Source organism: Streptomyces albus subsp. albus (genome assembly GCF_000719865.1).
GTDB classification, from domain to species: domain Bacteria; phylum Actinomycetota; class Actinomycetes; order Streptomycetales; family Streptomycetaceae; genus Streptomyces; species Streptomyces albus_E.
Window position 1 is genome coordinate 1 of the sequence record NZ_JOID01000039.1, and the last position, 14,055, is coordinate 14,055.

6 protein-coding genes and 2 pseudogenes are annotated in these 14,055 nt (G+C 77.2%); 2 read left to right on the forward strand and 6 right to left on the reverse strand.

What is annotated here, in order from left to right:
- Positions 1 to 582 precede the first annotated feature (582 nt).
- Positions 583 to 1,344: a helix-turn-helix transcriptional regulator gene (locus tag IF83_RS35685; protein WP_394297388.1), complete on the reverse strand. Its 762-nt coding sequence runs from the start codon at positions 1,342 to 1,344 to the stop codon at positions 583 to 585.
- Between the two features lie 1,979 nt (positions 1,345 to 3,323).
- On the opposite strand from IF83_RS35685, the pseudogene IF83_RS33420 reads away from it, so the two are divergent.
- Positions 3,324 to 4,600 (forward strand): annotated as a pseudogene (locus tag IF83_RS33420) (protein phosphatase 2C domain-containing protein); the annotation flags it as partial.
- Positions 4,601 to 4,991: 391 nt separating this feature from the next.
- On the opposite strand, the gene IF83_RS0127275 reads toward IF83_RS33420, so the two are convergent.
- Positions 4,992 to 6,155: a DUF2637 domain-containing protein gene (locus IF83_RS0127275; RefSeq protein ID WP_030548661.1), complete on the reverse strand. Its 1,164-nt coding sequence runs from the start codon at positions 6,153 to 6,155 to the stop codon at positions 4,992 to 4,994.
- 438 nt (positions 6,156 to 6,593) lie between these two features.
- On the reverse strand, positions 6,594 to 7,430 hold the full coding sequence (locus IF83_RS0127280; RefSeq protein ID WP_030548663.1) for a (2Fe-2S)-binding protein: 837 nt from the start codon (positions 7,428 to 7,430) through the stop codon (positions 6,594 to 6,596).
- 118 nt (positions 7,431 to 7,548) lie between these two features.
- On the opposite strand from IF83_RS0127280, the gene IF83_RS32625 reads away from it, so the two are divergent.
- Positions 7,549 to 8,610: a GntR family transcriptional regulator gene (locus IF83_RS32625; RefSeq protein ID WP_078843935.1), complete on the forward strand. Its 1,062-nt coding sequence runs from the start codon at positions 7,549 to 7,551 to the stop codon at positions 8,608 to 8,610.
- A 303-nt stretch (positions 8,611 to 8,913) separates the two neighbouring features.
- Here the strand turns inward: IF83_RS32625 and IF83_RS0127290 are convergent.
- The 3 genes and pseudogenes from IF83_RS0127290 to IF83_RS35130 form a co-directional block, all read right to left on the reverse strand.
- A pseudogene (locus IF83_RS0127290) lies at positions 8,914 to 9,702 on the reverse strand (hypothetical protein); the annotation flags it as partial.
- A gap of 550 nt (positions 9,703 to 10,252) precedes the next feature.
- A complete protein-coding gene (locus tag IF83_RS0127295; RefSeq protein WP_030548668.1) occupies positions 10,253 to 12,043 on the reverse strand; it encodes a PucR family transcriptional regulator in 1,791 nt (596 codons plus the stop codon).
- 829 nt (positions 12,044 to 12,872) lie between these two features.
- Positions 12,873 to 13,943: a LuxR C-terminal-related transcriptional regulator gene (locus IF83_RS35130; RefSeq protein WP_347877131.1), complete on the reverse strand. Its 1,071-nt coding sequence runs from the start codon at positions 13,941 to 13,943 to the stop codon at positions 12,873 to 12,875.
- Between the last annotated feature and the right edge of the window lie 112 nt (positions 13,944 to 14,055).

Genomic DNA, 14,055 nt, shown 5'->3' on the forward strand with positions numbered 1-14,055 from the left:
TGCGCGTCCGTGAGCTCGTGTCGCCGCACCATACGGGCGTCCTGCCCGGCCAACCAGGAGATCCACCCCGCCCACCAAGAGCCATCAGAAACGGCCTAGTGGGCCTCGGCCTTTCTTGTCGTTCCGCTGACGCAGGCGATGCGGACCGTTTCGCTGTGTGCCGCAGAGGGTGGCACGGTGGGGCCCGGGTGGTGTCTCGGTTGGGCGCCGGGTTCCGCTGCCCCAGGGCGGACCGGCTCTCGCGGGGACAGGCAAGTCCACTGGTCGGGGTCCTCGCCGCGCTGGACGCCGGCAGGCTGCCGCAGTGCCGTGTGGGCAGCTACCGACCAAGCCAGTCTGCGAGAACGGGTGGAGCCGAACGTCGCCGCGTCTGGTAGCAACTGTGGGACAACCGTGTGCCGCAACGTGGAAGGTTCCGGCCGTGTGTCGGGCAGTGGGGTGGCCGGGGCAGCGCGGCGTCGGGGCGGTCGGATCGCGGGGTGGCCGGGACAGTCGTGCACCTGGGCCGTCGTGCGGCCGGGGGAGGCTGTGCGGCACGTCCTGCCCAGGAGGTGGACCGGGTCCTCGGCACGCTCCCTGTCCTCAGTGCGCGCCGGGCGGCGGGTGCCCGGGCAGGGGCTCGTCGTCCGCCGGCCGCACGGCGGGTCCGGCGCCGGCCTCCGTCCCCCGTACGGAGGGACCGGGCACCGTGCCGGGCCTCCGGGCCGGCCAGCCGCGTTCGCAGGCGTACCAGCCCAGTTGGAGCCGGGTGGATACCCCGGCGATCTCCATCAGCCGCTTCACCCGCCGCTGGACGGTACGCAGCCCGAGGTCGAGCTGTTTCGCGGCGCTCGCGTCGGTCAGCCCGGCGAGCAGCAGGGACAGGATGCGCAGATCCACGGCGTCCGGCCCGTCGGCGGCCCGCCGTCCGGTGGTCCGCCCTCCGGCGGGCACGCCGGACCCCTCGCGCAGCCGTTCCCCGGCATCGGCCGCGACGGTGTGGAGCGCGGCGCGGTGGTCGTCCCGGACGGCCGGTCCCCCGGGTGGGGCCTGGCCGTCCGGCTCCTCGCCGGCGGCCGCGGGCCGCGCCCTCCCGGAGTGCGGCTCTCCCGCCCCGGGGGACGACCGCTGCCGCGGGGCTCCGGGGCCGCCCGGGCGCGCCGCCCCGGCCGCCAGCCACCGGCCGGGGCGGGCCGGCGAGCGCACGGCCAGCCCGTGTCCCTCCAGCCGCCGCAGGAGCCTCAGGGCGTCGTCCTCGGGGAGCGTCAACCGGGCCGCCAGCTCCGCCGGTTCGGCGCCGCCCAGGCCGACGAGCGCGCGGTACGCGGACGCGTGGTCCTCGTCCAAGTCTGCTGAACCCGGCATGTCTCCCCTCCCGTACCGGGACATCATCCCCGCACCGCGGCCCTCCCTGCCACCGTTCCCCACCTTCCCCGCCGTCGTCCACCCGGGCCGGCCGGACCGCCGTACGGGCGGGCGCGGCTCGCGCTGCCTTCGCCCGGGGCCGGCCGGGATGGACAATATGGGCATGAGTCAGTACGGGGAGCGGAACAGCCACGAGGACGCGTGGTGGCGCGAGTTGTACGGCGAGGAGAAGCCCGACGCGGGACCGGCCGCGGCGGACGACTCCCTGGACGACCGTTTCGACTCCGCCTCCCGCGCGGTCGGTTCGCCGCCGGCCCACCCCGGACCGGCGCGGGAGCGGCCCGCCGGGGACAGACCGGCCGGAGAGGACCCCCGCCCCGGGTGGTTCGCCGCCGCGGGCTTCCCCCACGGCGACCCGCAGGCTCCGGAGCGCGGCGGCGGCACCCCGCGCCGACCGGGTGAGGAGGGCGGCACCGGCACCCCGGCCGGACCGGGTGAGGAGCGCGGCACCGGCCCGGTGGCCGCCGGCGACACCGGCACCCCGGGCACGTCCACGGGGCACGGCGCCGGCGGCACCGGTCACCGGGCCCGGACGGGGACCGGGAGCGCCGACCGGGGCGGCGCTAGCTCCGCAGGCGGCAACGCGCCTTCGGACACGGGCGCCGATCCGGGTCCGGGCCTCGACGCCGGCGCGGATGCCGATGCGGACGGCGGTGTCAGTGCCGACGCCGGTGCCGGTGCCGGTGCCGGTGACAGTGCTCCCGCTTCGGACGAGATCGCCGCGCCGGAGCAGTGGGAGGAGCCACCGCGGAGGCAGGGCCCGCACCCGGACCGGGAGGGCGGAGGGGCCGGGAGCGGAGGCCCTTGGGATACGGCCGCCGTGTCCCGGCCCTCCGCGGAGTCCGCCCCGGACGAATGGTGGTTCAGTACCCCGGCCACGCCTTGGCCCGTGACCGGACCCCAGGTTTCCGGGGACAGCGCCGGACCGCCGCCCGGGCCATCGTCCCCACCGCCGCCCTCGCCCCCGTCCGCGCCCGGCCCGGGCGCGCCGTGGCAGGCGCCTGAGCCGGCAACCGGATCAACTCAGCCCACGGACAGTCCCTTTGCGTCGTCGCCGCCACCGTCGGCGCCATCACCGTCGGCGCCACCGTCTTCCGCTCCGCCGACGGCAGCGGGGACCGGCACGACGGCCGAGCTGGAGGCCGGCCCGCCGACCGCGGGGGAGGCCGGCACGCCGACCGCGCGGGAGACCGGCGCGGGGAGGCCGGCTGCCGACACATCAGTCACTCCCGCGGCGCCTGCTTCCGCGGCGCCCGCTCCTGAGTCACCCACTTCCACGCCACCCGTTCCGGAGCCGCCCACCTCCGTGCCGTCCGCTTCCGCGCCGCCCGGTCCCCCCGCACCCGACGGGGCGACGGCCCCCGGTTCGGCGGACCCGGTTTCGGAAGCCCCGTTCCCAACCCCGGCGCCGGCCCCCCGCGACACCAGTCCCCCGCGCTCCATGACACCCCCGCGCGCTCCGTGGGAGCCGCCGCTCGACCCCTCGGAGTCGTGGGAGGGTGAAGAGGCCACGCCCCGTGACCAGGTGTGGGACCGTCAACGGGATGGAACGTCACCCACCCCTCCGTACGAGCAGACCGGACGGCCGCCTCAGCGACCGGAAGGTGGCCCGGAAAGCCGCCCGGGCGTTGGGCCGGACGTCGGGCCGGACATCGGGTCTGATGGCGGATCGGGCGAGTCGGACGGCGCGGCTCCCGAGGCGGACCGCACCGCGGTACCGCTGTGGCGGAGAGACCCGAGCGCACGGAACGCCCAGAACACCGAGACCCAGAACACCGAGACCCAGAACACCGACACCGAGAACATGCAGAGCACGTCGGCCGGGGCACCGGCGGAGCCCGGTCCGGACCCGGACGGGGCGGCGGCGCGGACCGATGGAGGACATGTGGCAGTGGGCACGCTTCGGCGCGACGGCGGCGAGGCCGCCGGCGACGGCAGCCGGCACGGGAGCGCCGCCGGACCCGGCAGCACCGGAGCCGGCGGCACCGGACCCGGCAGCACTGGAGCCGGCACCGGATCCGGCAGCACCGGAGGGGCCGGCACCGGAGGTGGTCCGCGGGCCGGGGTGGAGCCCGGTTACGTCGGCGAGCGCCCGCCCACCTATCAGGGCGAGCCGACGGCCCTCCCCGAGGCCGACCCCGGGGACCTGGACGGCCTCGTCCCGGACACGGTTCTTGACGGCGCCCGTTACGGCACGATGACCCTGCGGGCCGCCTCCCTGCGCGGCGACTCCGCGCGCTACCGGGGCGAGCCGCGCCGGGACGCGCTGCTGACGGCCCGGTTCGGCAGCGGCGACCGGGCACTGCTGCTGATCGCCACGGCCACCGGCGGCCGGGCCGCCGGGGATGCCCACCGGGCGGCCGCCGACGTCTGCCGATGGGTGGCCGAAGCGGTCGGCCGCGCCCACGGCCGGCTGGCCGAGGACATCAGGGAGGGGCGGCGCGGGGCCCTCAAGTCGGGACTGCACCGGCTGACGGACCGTTCGTACGGCAAGCTCCGGGCGCGGGCGGCGGAGCTGGGTCTGCAGCCCGCCGCGTACACCTCGGGGCTGCGCTGTCTGCTGCTCCCCGTCGATCCGGCGTGCCGGACCCGGGTGTTCTTCGGCATCGGCGGGGGCGGGCTGTTCCGGCTGCGGGACGGCGAATGGCAGGACCTGGAGCCTTCGGTGCCCGCGCAGCCGCAGACGGCCGACGGGACGCCGGCGGGCTCCGGCACCACGCTGCCGGGCCAGGGAGGCGCCGCGCGGGGCGCCTCCGCTCCCGCCGGTGCGGAAGCGGCCGCGGTCTCCGGCCCGGCCGGCCCGGCGGTACCGCCCACCGCAGGCGGCCCGGCCGGTGCGGCGGGCCCGGTGGACGGCCGGGAGTTCGCGGGGCCGGACCGGGCGCCCGTTCCGGCCGTGGACCGGCTCACCGTGGACCTGGGGACGCGCGGCCCGGGCCGTTCCGGTGAGGCGGGCGGCCCCGCCCTCGCGCCCTTCCGCTTCCGCGCCTCCGTGGCCCGCCCCGGGGACACCTTGCTGCTGTGCACCGCCGGACTGGCCGACCCGCTGCGGGGCGAGCCCGCGCTGGCCGGTCTCCTGGCGGCGCGCTGGGCGGTGTCCCCGGCGCCGGGCCTCGCCGCGTACCTCTCCGACGTGCAGCTCCGGGTGAAGGGCTACGCGGACGACCGGACCGCCGCCGCCGTCTGGGAGGACTGACCCGGCACCGGCCCGGCCCCCGCACCCACGGGCCCGGGCCGGACCCGCCGGGGAGCCGCCGGGTGCCCGGTGCGTCCGGGCCGGGACACGGGCCCCGTTGCTTGCTTTGCCGCACCGGGCGCGACGACTCCCGCCGGCCGGCAACCGTCTCGCGCCGCTCGCGGTTGCGGCAATCGCGTGAAAAGCGGGATACCTGACATGTAAGGAAAAAGACCGGGGAATCCACTCGTCAGTGACTGTTGCGCCGCGGATCTCCACCGCGCGAACGTCCTCCCCTGGATGCCCGGCACCGTACTCCCGGCGGTGCCGGGCATTGCCCTGTCCGGGCGCCCGGTCCCGGCCATCGGTCTCCTCCGGTCACCAAGCCCGGGCCACCGCCCTCTCCGGCTCGTCAGCCGAACTGCTGCTCCAGGTCCTGGAGCTTGCGCTCCAGGGAGTCGAGGCGGGGAATGGTCAAGGTGTCGTCCTCCGCCGTGAGGTCGACGGTCCGGGAGGCGCGCTCCGTACGGCCGCCGCCGGAGACCGAGCCGGAGCCGGGGCCCAAGCCGGAGTCCGATCCCGGGCCTGCCGGTGAGTCAGTCCGGTCGACGCGGACGGCCTGCAGCAGCGGGCCGCCGGCCGCGGGGGAGTCCGCGGGCGAGGAGGAGGGAAGCGCTGCCGGCTGACCCTCCGCTCTGGCGGGTTCCGAGCCGGCCTGGGCGGTGCCGGACGGCAGCAGCCCCGGCAGCTCGACCTGACGGCCGCCCCGGGCGCGCCCCCAGGCCCGGTGCTGCCGGTGCAGGGCCTTGATGCGGGCGCGCTCACGCTTCTCCTCGTCCCGCCGCCGCTGCCGGGTCTGCTGCTTCAGCCGCCGGTCCTCGCGGACCTCGTCGACCGCCTCGTCCAGCGAGCGCACGCCCTCCAGCAGCATCAGCGACCAGGCCGCGAAGGTCTCGCGCGGGGCGCGCAGCCAGCGGACGACGCGGATCTGCGGCAGCGGCCTCGGGACGAGTCCCTGCTCGCGCAGCGCGGCCCGTCGCGTCTGCTTGAGCGCCCGGTCGAAGAGGACCGCGGCCGACAGGGACATTCCGGCGAAGAACTGCGGGGCGCCCGCGTGGCCGAGGCCGCGCGGCGCGTGCACCCAGTTGAACCAGGCCGCCGCGCCCGCGAACGTCCAGACGAGCAGCCGGGAGCCGAGGGCCGCGTCCCCGTGGCTGGCCTCCCGCACGGCCAGGACCGAACAGAACATCGCCGCGCCGTCGAGCCCGAAGGGGACCAGATACTCCCAGCCGCCGGAGAGATTGAGGTTCTGCCGGCCGAAGCCGACCAGGCCGTGGAAGGAGAGGGCGGCGGCGACCGCGGCGCAGCAGAACAGCAGGACGTACGAGGCGGAACCGTAGAAGGCCTCCTTGCGCCGGCGGCGCTCCTCGCTGCGTTCCCAGGAGTCGACGGGCTTGCCGTCCTCCGCGCCGGCCGCGCGCCGGCCACGGGCGAGGACCACCGCCGCGCCCGCGATGCCGACGAGCAACACCGCGCCCGGTAGAACCCAGTTCAGCGCCATGTCCGTCAGTCTCATCTCGGGCCCCTCGCCTCGCTTCCGTCCCGCCCGTGCCGTGCCGCGTGCGGTCCTGCCCGCGACATCTTGGCGGAATCGGTTCTTGTGCCAGGGCGATTCAGGGCAAGGGATCGACATCGGGCAGAAGGCGCGATCGAAGATATGTCCGCACGATCAGAACCGATCGAATGGTCCGATCATGTGGACGGAACGCGGGCAGTGTCCCTTGGGAGGCCGGGGACTCCCGGCACGGCGGCGCGGGGCTTTTCGTTCCCCTGTCCGAACCGGCCGCCGTCACCGCGAGGACGGCACCGCGCACGGATCGGCACCAGGCGCGCAACGGCACCGGGCACCAGAACGGCGCCGGGCGCCGGAACCGCGGATACCCGGACCGGCGGGGGCCGAAGGACGGAAGAGGCCGAGGGACGGAAGGGGCGGGAGGGCGGAGCTCCCCTACGGTCAGGCGCCGCCGCTGAGCCGGGCCACACGCTCCGCGTCGCAGGTGCGGGGGCAGGTGACGCAGGTGTCCTCCGGCCGCAGGGTGTAGAACATGCAGCAGCTCGCCCGGTCACGGGTGGACAGCACCTCCCCGGCCGGTCCGGTCAGCTCCCGGAAGGACGGCGCGCCGACGAACGGCTTCGTGGCCCCCGGCAGCAGGGCTTCCAGCTCCGTGATGGCCCGGCGCTCCTCACCGAGCAGATGGCCGGTGTACCAGAGGCTCTCGACGATCTCGTCGGTGGCCATGCCCCACATGGCGCGCGGCCCGCGCCGCATCCGGGGGCGGAAACCCTCCAGCACCGGTTCCAGGTGCTCGGAGAGTGCCCCGCGCACCTCGGCCCGCAGGGCGTCCTCGCCACTGACGACCCGCGCGCCCGGCAGCCCGGCCGCCGGATCGTCCGGCAGGCACGCGAACTCCCGCACCCGCGCGGTCATCCGGCCCTGCCCGCGGTGGAACGACACCTCACCGGCCGGCAGCCGCGGCACCCGGCGCAGCAGGAACCAGGGAACGGTGATGAGCAGGCACGCGGACCAGGCGTAGCGGTGCAGTCCGAAACCGGCGGTCACATCCGGGCGGGCCGGCTGCCCGTAGTTGCCGATGACCTCCGCCTCTTCGGCGGCCAGGAAGGCGTCGAGGGCGGGGCCGCCCGACGCCAGCTCGCGGGCGGTGACCCAGCCGCCGCCCGAGCGCGGGGCGCCCTCCAGCAGCCGCACGGCGGGGAGCACCTCGGCGAGCCGGGAGTACGCCCCCGCCACGGGGTGGTGCGAGAGGGCCGGTACGACCGGTGCCACGGACATGCGGGGACCACCAACTCAACGCGATCGTTTGCAGGTAAGCCTTACCTTACCCGACGCCCCGGATCTTTGAAGTGCGAAGGGGTCCGCTTATCGTTCTGGGGAACCACAGGAGGACCCGATGGAGCAGTCGCGAGCCGCAGCGGCCGGGGGGAGCGGCGGAGCAGCGGGGCAGGGCGCGGGCGCACCGCCGCCGGGGTTCCGCGCGCCGGCGGAGGACGCCCGTCCGGGTGAGGCGGTCCACCCGGGACACGGGCACGCCTCGTACGGAGCGGGCACGCGGGGCGGCCGATGGCCGGGTCCGGCGCGGCGGATCCCGTACGGCCGGGAGGAGCGTACCCGGGACGAGACCGGCCGGGGCGAGCGCGGCCGGGACGCCACGGGCCGGGATGCCGCCGGCCGCCGCGCGGGCCGGGACGCCGCCGGGCGCCGCGCGGAGGGGCCGGAAGGACCCCCGGGGGACGAGCACGCGCAGGGCGCGCACACCTATGGCCCGGGGGAGCAGCCGGACGGGGCGGCGCGGGCCCCCGGACGGCCGGCGCCGCGCAAGCCGCCCACCCGCCACTCCGTACGCGGCCAGATACTCGACGCGCTCCGTACCGCGCTGGTCGGCGGTGACCTCCGGCCCGGCGAGGTGTACTCGGCGCCCGCGCTCGCCGCGCGGTACGGGGTCTCCCCGACGCCCGTGCGGGAGGCGATGCAGCAGCTCGCCACCGAGGGCGCGGTGGAGGTCGTTCCCAACCGGGGCTTCCGGGTGGCCCGCCGCAGCGAGCGCGATCTCGCGGAACTGGCCGAGGTGCGCGCCCTGTTGGAGGTGCCGGTGCTGCTCCGGCTGGCGCGGACCCGGCCGCCCGGCAGCTGGGAGGAGCTGCGCCCGCTCGCAGCGGCCGGTGTGGCGGCCGCCGCCCGGGGCGACCGGGTCGGCTACGCCGAGGCGGACCGCGCCTTCCACCACGCCCTGCTCGCCCTCTCGGGGAACCGCCAGCTCGCCCTGATCGGCGACGAACTGTACCGGCGGGGCCGGACGCCGGCGGGCCGGGGCGCGGCCACCGGCACCGCGGACCTCCTGGCGGAGGCGGCCGAGCACAACGCCCTGCTGGATGCCCTGGCCGCGGGCGACGCGCAGGCCGTCGAACAGCTCGTCCGTGAGCACTTCACGGGCGCCCGGCCGGCCCGGGGCTGAGCCCCCGCACCCGTGCACGTCCGGACCGGCGACGGAGACGGCACCCGGCCGGTTTCCACGACCCCGGGTCCGTCAATCCGGGCGGGGGAGACTCCGGGCCTCGGCGGCCCCGGCGGCCGCGGGGGTCACTGCCGCGGCTGTTGTCACGGTGGCCGGTGAGGTCGTCGCGACCGCTGCTTCGTCCCTTGCCGCGACCGCCGGAACGTCCGCCGCCGCGACCGCTGGATCGTCCGATGCTTCCGCGGGCGGCGCCGCGTTCCCGGAGACGGCTGCCTCGCCCGGCTCCGGTGCCTCGGCCGTCTCCGCCGCCGTCGCCCCGGTGGGCAGCAGCCGGTCCTCCAGCCAGGACGGCACGCCGCCCAGCAGCCGCACCAGCCGCAGAGCCTCCGCGCGCAGCCGGGAGGCCTCGGGCTCCGGCTCGACGTCGGCCAGGGCCGACAGGGCCGGGGCGATGCCGATCAGATAGCCGAGCTCCTCGCGGATGCGCAGCGACTCCGCGAAGCCGCGCCGGGCCTCCGCCCGGTTGCCCTCCTGCTCCGCCGTCGAGGCCAGATGCCGCCAGGTGAACGAGAGCAGCAGCGCGTCGCCGAGGGCGGAGGCGCCCGCGTGCGCCCGGGCGAACGCCGCCTGCGCGCCGCGCGGGTCCCCCGCCAGATGCTGGGCGACGAGTCCGCGCCGGAAGTCCAGCAGCGGGCGGTTCGGCGAGCCGGGCGGCAGCAGCGCGGCGGCCCGGCCGAGGGCCGAGCGGGCCTCGTCGGCGCGGTCCCGTACCCCGAACAGGGTGGAGGCGTAGGCGAGATGGCCGCGTTCGCAGGCGGCGCTGCCGCGTTCCTCGTCACCGGTGACCAGGGCCTCGGCCGCGCGGAGGGCGTCGTCGGCCTCCTCCCAGCCGGTGGCCGTGAACAGGCACCGTTCCACCAGGAGGGTGGTCCGTCCGAGGGCGGCGGCGGATTCCGTGACGGCCGAGGGGGCGAGCAGCGCGGCGGCGTCCTCCCAGCAGCCGCGGGAGCGGAGCCGCCACACGGCGCTCTGGAGCGGGTCGTCCCAGGGAACCGGTTCCGTAGCGGGGTTCTTCGGTCCAGAACGTGACATGGCGGTATCCGCCACATTCCCTCCCCATGCGCGCCGTCGAGCCCGGAAAGCCGTGCGCGAATCTCAGCATGAATCACGGTGCCCAGCCAAGGGGTTGGGTGAACGGATTCACAAAGCCCGCGAGACTGCTGTGACCCAGGTCACGCGCAGGATAGCGGGCCCGGGAGGGTGCTCGCGCACGGGGGCGCCGACCGTGTCGCCGCCCCCGTGGGCACGGTGCGCGGCGGGGCGGCGCCCGCCCGGCGGACGGAACGCCTCCGGATACCGCCGCACGGTTCGGTGCGCCGCTTTCCGCGGTTCCCGCTCTCCGCGGTCGCGGTTCGTGGTGCCGGCTCTCCTCGGTCCCGGCTGCCCATGACCCCCGCTCCCCGGGTGCGGGCCCGCGGGGATGCCGGAATGCCCTCCCGGCAGCCGTCGCGACGGCCTCACCGGCCACCGGCCCTCGCGCGAGGCGAGCCGGCCGGCTCCTGCGCGGGACGAGCCGGCCGCTCGTGCGCAGGGGGCCGGGCCGGATCAGTTCGTGCGCAGGGCGGGCCGGGCCGGGGCCGGGTCAGCTCATCCGCAGGGCCAGGAAGAAGTCGAGTTTGTCCTCCAGGCGGGACAGGTCCCGGCCCGTCAGCTGCTCGATGCGGCCGACGCGATAGCGCAGGGTGTTGACGTGCAGATGGAGCCGGGCCGCGCAGCGGGTCCAGGAACCGTCGCTGTCGAGGAAGGCCTCCAGGGTGGGGATGAGTTCCGCCCGGTGCCGGCGGTCGTAGTCCCGCAGTGGCTCCAGCAGGCGCGCGGTGAAGGCGCGCCGCACGTCGTCCGGCACGAACGGGAGCAGCAGGACGTGCGAGGCCAGCTCCTGGTGTCCGGCCGCACACACCCGGCCGGGCCGGGCCGCGGCCACCCGGCGGGCGTGCCGGGCCTCGTCCAGGGCGCCGCGCAACCCTTCGGGGGTGAGCGCCACCGCGCTGACGCCCAGCGTGAGCCGTTCGCCGGCCGCTTCCAGTCCTCGTTCCAGCGGCCCGCACGCGGCGCCGAGCAGGTCCTCCGCCCGGATGCCCCCGCCGGCCGGGGCGGTGCCGTCGGGGGCGGTGCCGTCCGGGCCGGCCACCGCGGGCAGCGGTATCAGGGCGACGGCCTCGTCGCCGCCGTACGCCACGGCGCTGCGGTCGGCCGGGTCCGGGCAGCCCGCGCGGGGGTCGAGGAGGATCTCCTCCAGCAGCGCCCGCGCCGCCGGTCCGCGTCCGCCGTCCCCGCTCCCGCCCCCGGCGGTGGCCTCCGCCGGTCCGGCGGTGTCCCGTTCCAGCCGGGCGACCAGGATCTGCCAGTGCGGCGCGCTGCCGAGGCCGGGGAGCAGCACGGGCGCGGCGGCCCGCAGCCGGGCCGCGACCTCGGCCGGCGGCGCACCGTCCCGGAGCAGTTCCACGACCTCCTGCGCCAGCCGCCGCCGGACCGTCCGGGCGGCGTCACGCCGGCCGCGCTCGGCGGCGATCAGCTGGGTCACCCCGTACAGCAGATCGAGCCGTTCACCGGGCCAGTCGGCCGCGTCGGCCTCCACGGCGAGAAGCCAGTCGGAGAGCACGGCCGCGGGCGTGTCGCCGGTCTCCCGCACGGAGGCGGGGCCGGTGGCGCGCACCGGGAAGAGCGAGTGGACGGTGCCCGGGGCGGTGACACGGTGCGGTGCCGGCCGCCCGGACGCCTCCGCGGCCAGATGCCCGCCCGCGAGTGCCGCGCGCAGCTCCGGGCCCGGCCGCTCCCCGCCGGTGCCGGATCCCGCACCGGTGTCCGCTCCTGTGTCCGCCTCCGGTCCTCCGCCGGCCCCGGGGCCGGCGATGAGCCGGCCGGTGGGGGAGAGCACCCAGGCCCGCAGATCCAGATCGCTGCCGAGCAGATCGAGGACCACCTCCGGGCCGCGGCCCGACGGCCCGGCCGCCATCATCCTGTGGTGCCGGTCCACGACGGCGGCCAGATCGCCGGCCCGCTCGCCGGAGACCTGGCGCACCACGTGCTCGGTGATCGTGGCGAACGCCACCTTCTCGTCCACCGCGAACAGCGGCAGCCGGTGCCGTTCGCAGGCCGCGACCAGGTCCGCCGGGATGGCGCGCAGTTCTGCCTCGCCGGCCGCCAGTCCCGCGGCGCCGGCATCGGCGAGTATCGCGACGAACCGCTCCGAGTCCTCCGGCCCGTGGTGCCAGGCCAGGCCGCTGAGCACCAGTTCGCCGCCCGACAGATAGCGGCCGGGGTCGCGCAGGTCGGTGGTCATGACACCGCGCACGGTGCGGTCCAGCTCCGCCTCGCCGCCGAGCAGGCGCAGGCCCAGGCTGTCGTTCTCCAGCAGTGCGCGGAGCCGCATGGTCGCCCGCCGATCGGTCGAAAGTGGGTGCAGGGGACGGTGGGGGGAGAGGCCGGGGCCAGTGGGATCGGGTCGATCCGGGGGCCCCGTCTTTTGTTCGAATCTACAAGACGAGTTCCCCGGCCAGCCAATCGCGCCGAGCGGGCCGCAGGCCCTGACGGGCGGGCCGGGGCCCGGGCCGGGAACGCGCGATGCTGTGCCGCGGGGTGCGCGGCGGGTGGGCTCGCCGCACTGGCCTCCGGGGCAACTCACCTGCGGAGGAACGGGGTTCGGGCTGCCGGGGTGGCGGGTTCCCGGGGTGGCGGGTTCCCGGGGTGGAGGGCCGCCGGGGCGGAGGGGAACCCGAGGCCGGGGCTCCCGGGACGGCGAGTGCCGGGGTGGTGGGCTGCCGAGACGGCGGGCCTCCCGAGGCCGGGGCTGCCAGGGCTGCAGGCTCCCGCGACGGCGGTTTCCCGGGGTGGTGGGCTGCCGGGGTGGAGGGCTCCCGGGGGGCGGGTACCCGGCCGGAGCCGGGGTCCGCGCGGGTCATCGCACCGGGCCTGCCGCCTCTTGTTCCCGCCGCCCTCTCTTGCGCGGCCTCTTGCGTCCTTCCGCCCGCTCCGATGTCCGTCCGAGCACGGGAAGCCCACGGTCGAGCGGCGGGTGCTGGACGCGGGCCCGGCCTAGTGCCGCTCAAGTCGTCCGCCCCGGGGGCCCGGCCACAGGAGGGCGCCGCGAGCCCGCCGGCAGCCGACCGGCTACGGCAGCAGGCTCGCCCGCCCGGCCAGCGGTCCGACCGGCTACGGCAGCAGACCGGCCAGCCGGATACGGCAGCGACCCGCCCGGCCGGTTACGGCAGCAGGCCCGCCCGGCGGGCCGCGACCACCGCCTCCAGGCGGCTGTGCGCCCCCAGCCTCCGCATCGCCGACCGCAGATACGCCTTCACGGTCTCCGGCCGCACCCCCAGCCGCTCCGCCGCGTCGGCGTTGGTGGCCCCGGCCGCCACACACGCCAGGACGTCCAGCTCGCGCGGCGCCAGCCCCGTACCGCCCGGGGCCCCGCGGCCGCCCGCTCCCGGGTCCGCCGAACCGGCCTCGGCCAGTCGTTCGCAGACCGCCAGCACCTCGTCCCGCAGCTCCGGGTCGGCCACCCGCGGCGCCAGCGCGCGCAGCCGGGCGTGCGCCTCGCGCACCCTCTCCCACGCCGCCCCGGACATCGCCCCTCCGGTTCCGCCCGCATCACCGGGCCCGCCGGCGGGGCCCGGGCCACCGGGGGCGCGGCGGTCGCCGGGGCTCCCGGGCCGGCCGGATGTCCCGCTCGCCCCGCCCGGCGTCCCGCCGCGCATCCCGCCCGGCATCCCGTCCCCCGCTCCCGGCCCCGCGAACGCCCCGGCCGCCCCCGCAGCCCCGGTCCGCCGCTCCGCCAGCAGCCGCTGCGCCTCGTCGCGCACCGCCAGGGTCCGCTCCAGTTCCCGCGCGACGCCCATCGCGGCGTGCAGGGTGCGGTCACCCAGCGGCACCGGCCGCCGCAGCGCCCCGTAGAGCACACCCCGCACCTGCCGGCCCACGATCACCGGGACCGCGAGGACCGCGCGCAGGCCCTCGGCCGTCACCGCGCCGTCGTACTCGTGGCTGATGGTCCGTGAGGCCGGGTAGTCGGTGACCGTCACCGGCCGGGACAGTGCCAGCGCCTTGCCGCCCAGGCCGTTGCCGGTCGTCACCGACAGGCCCTGCAGCGAATCGGTGGCCGCGCCGCTGAGTTCGCCGATGCGCAGCCGCGTGGAGTCCACCAGCAGCCCGCCGAAGGCCACAGGCAGCCCGCTGGCCCGCCGCAGGCGCAGCAGCGCCGCTCCGACCTCGGCGGTCGCGCCCGGCGTACGCGGTCCGTCCGCCCGCGCGCCCCCGTGCTCCCGTTCGGCCACGGTCAACTCCCCTCCCCCGTACGCATATACCGCTGTCACCCCCGTCCGGGGGTAGTGAGACCCAGGTCACTGCCTCAAGATGCTACTCAGCCGCACCACCACGAGGAGGACG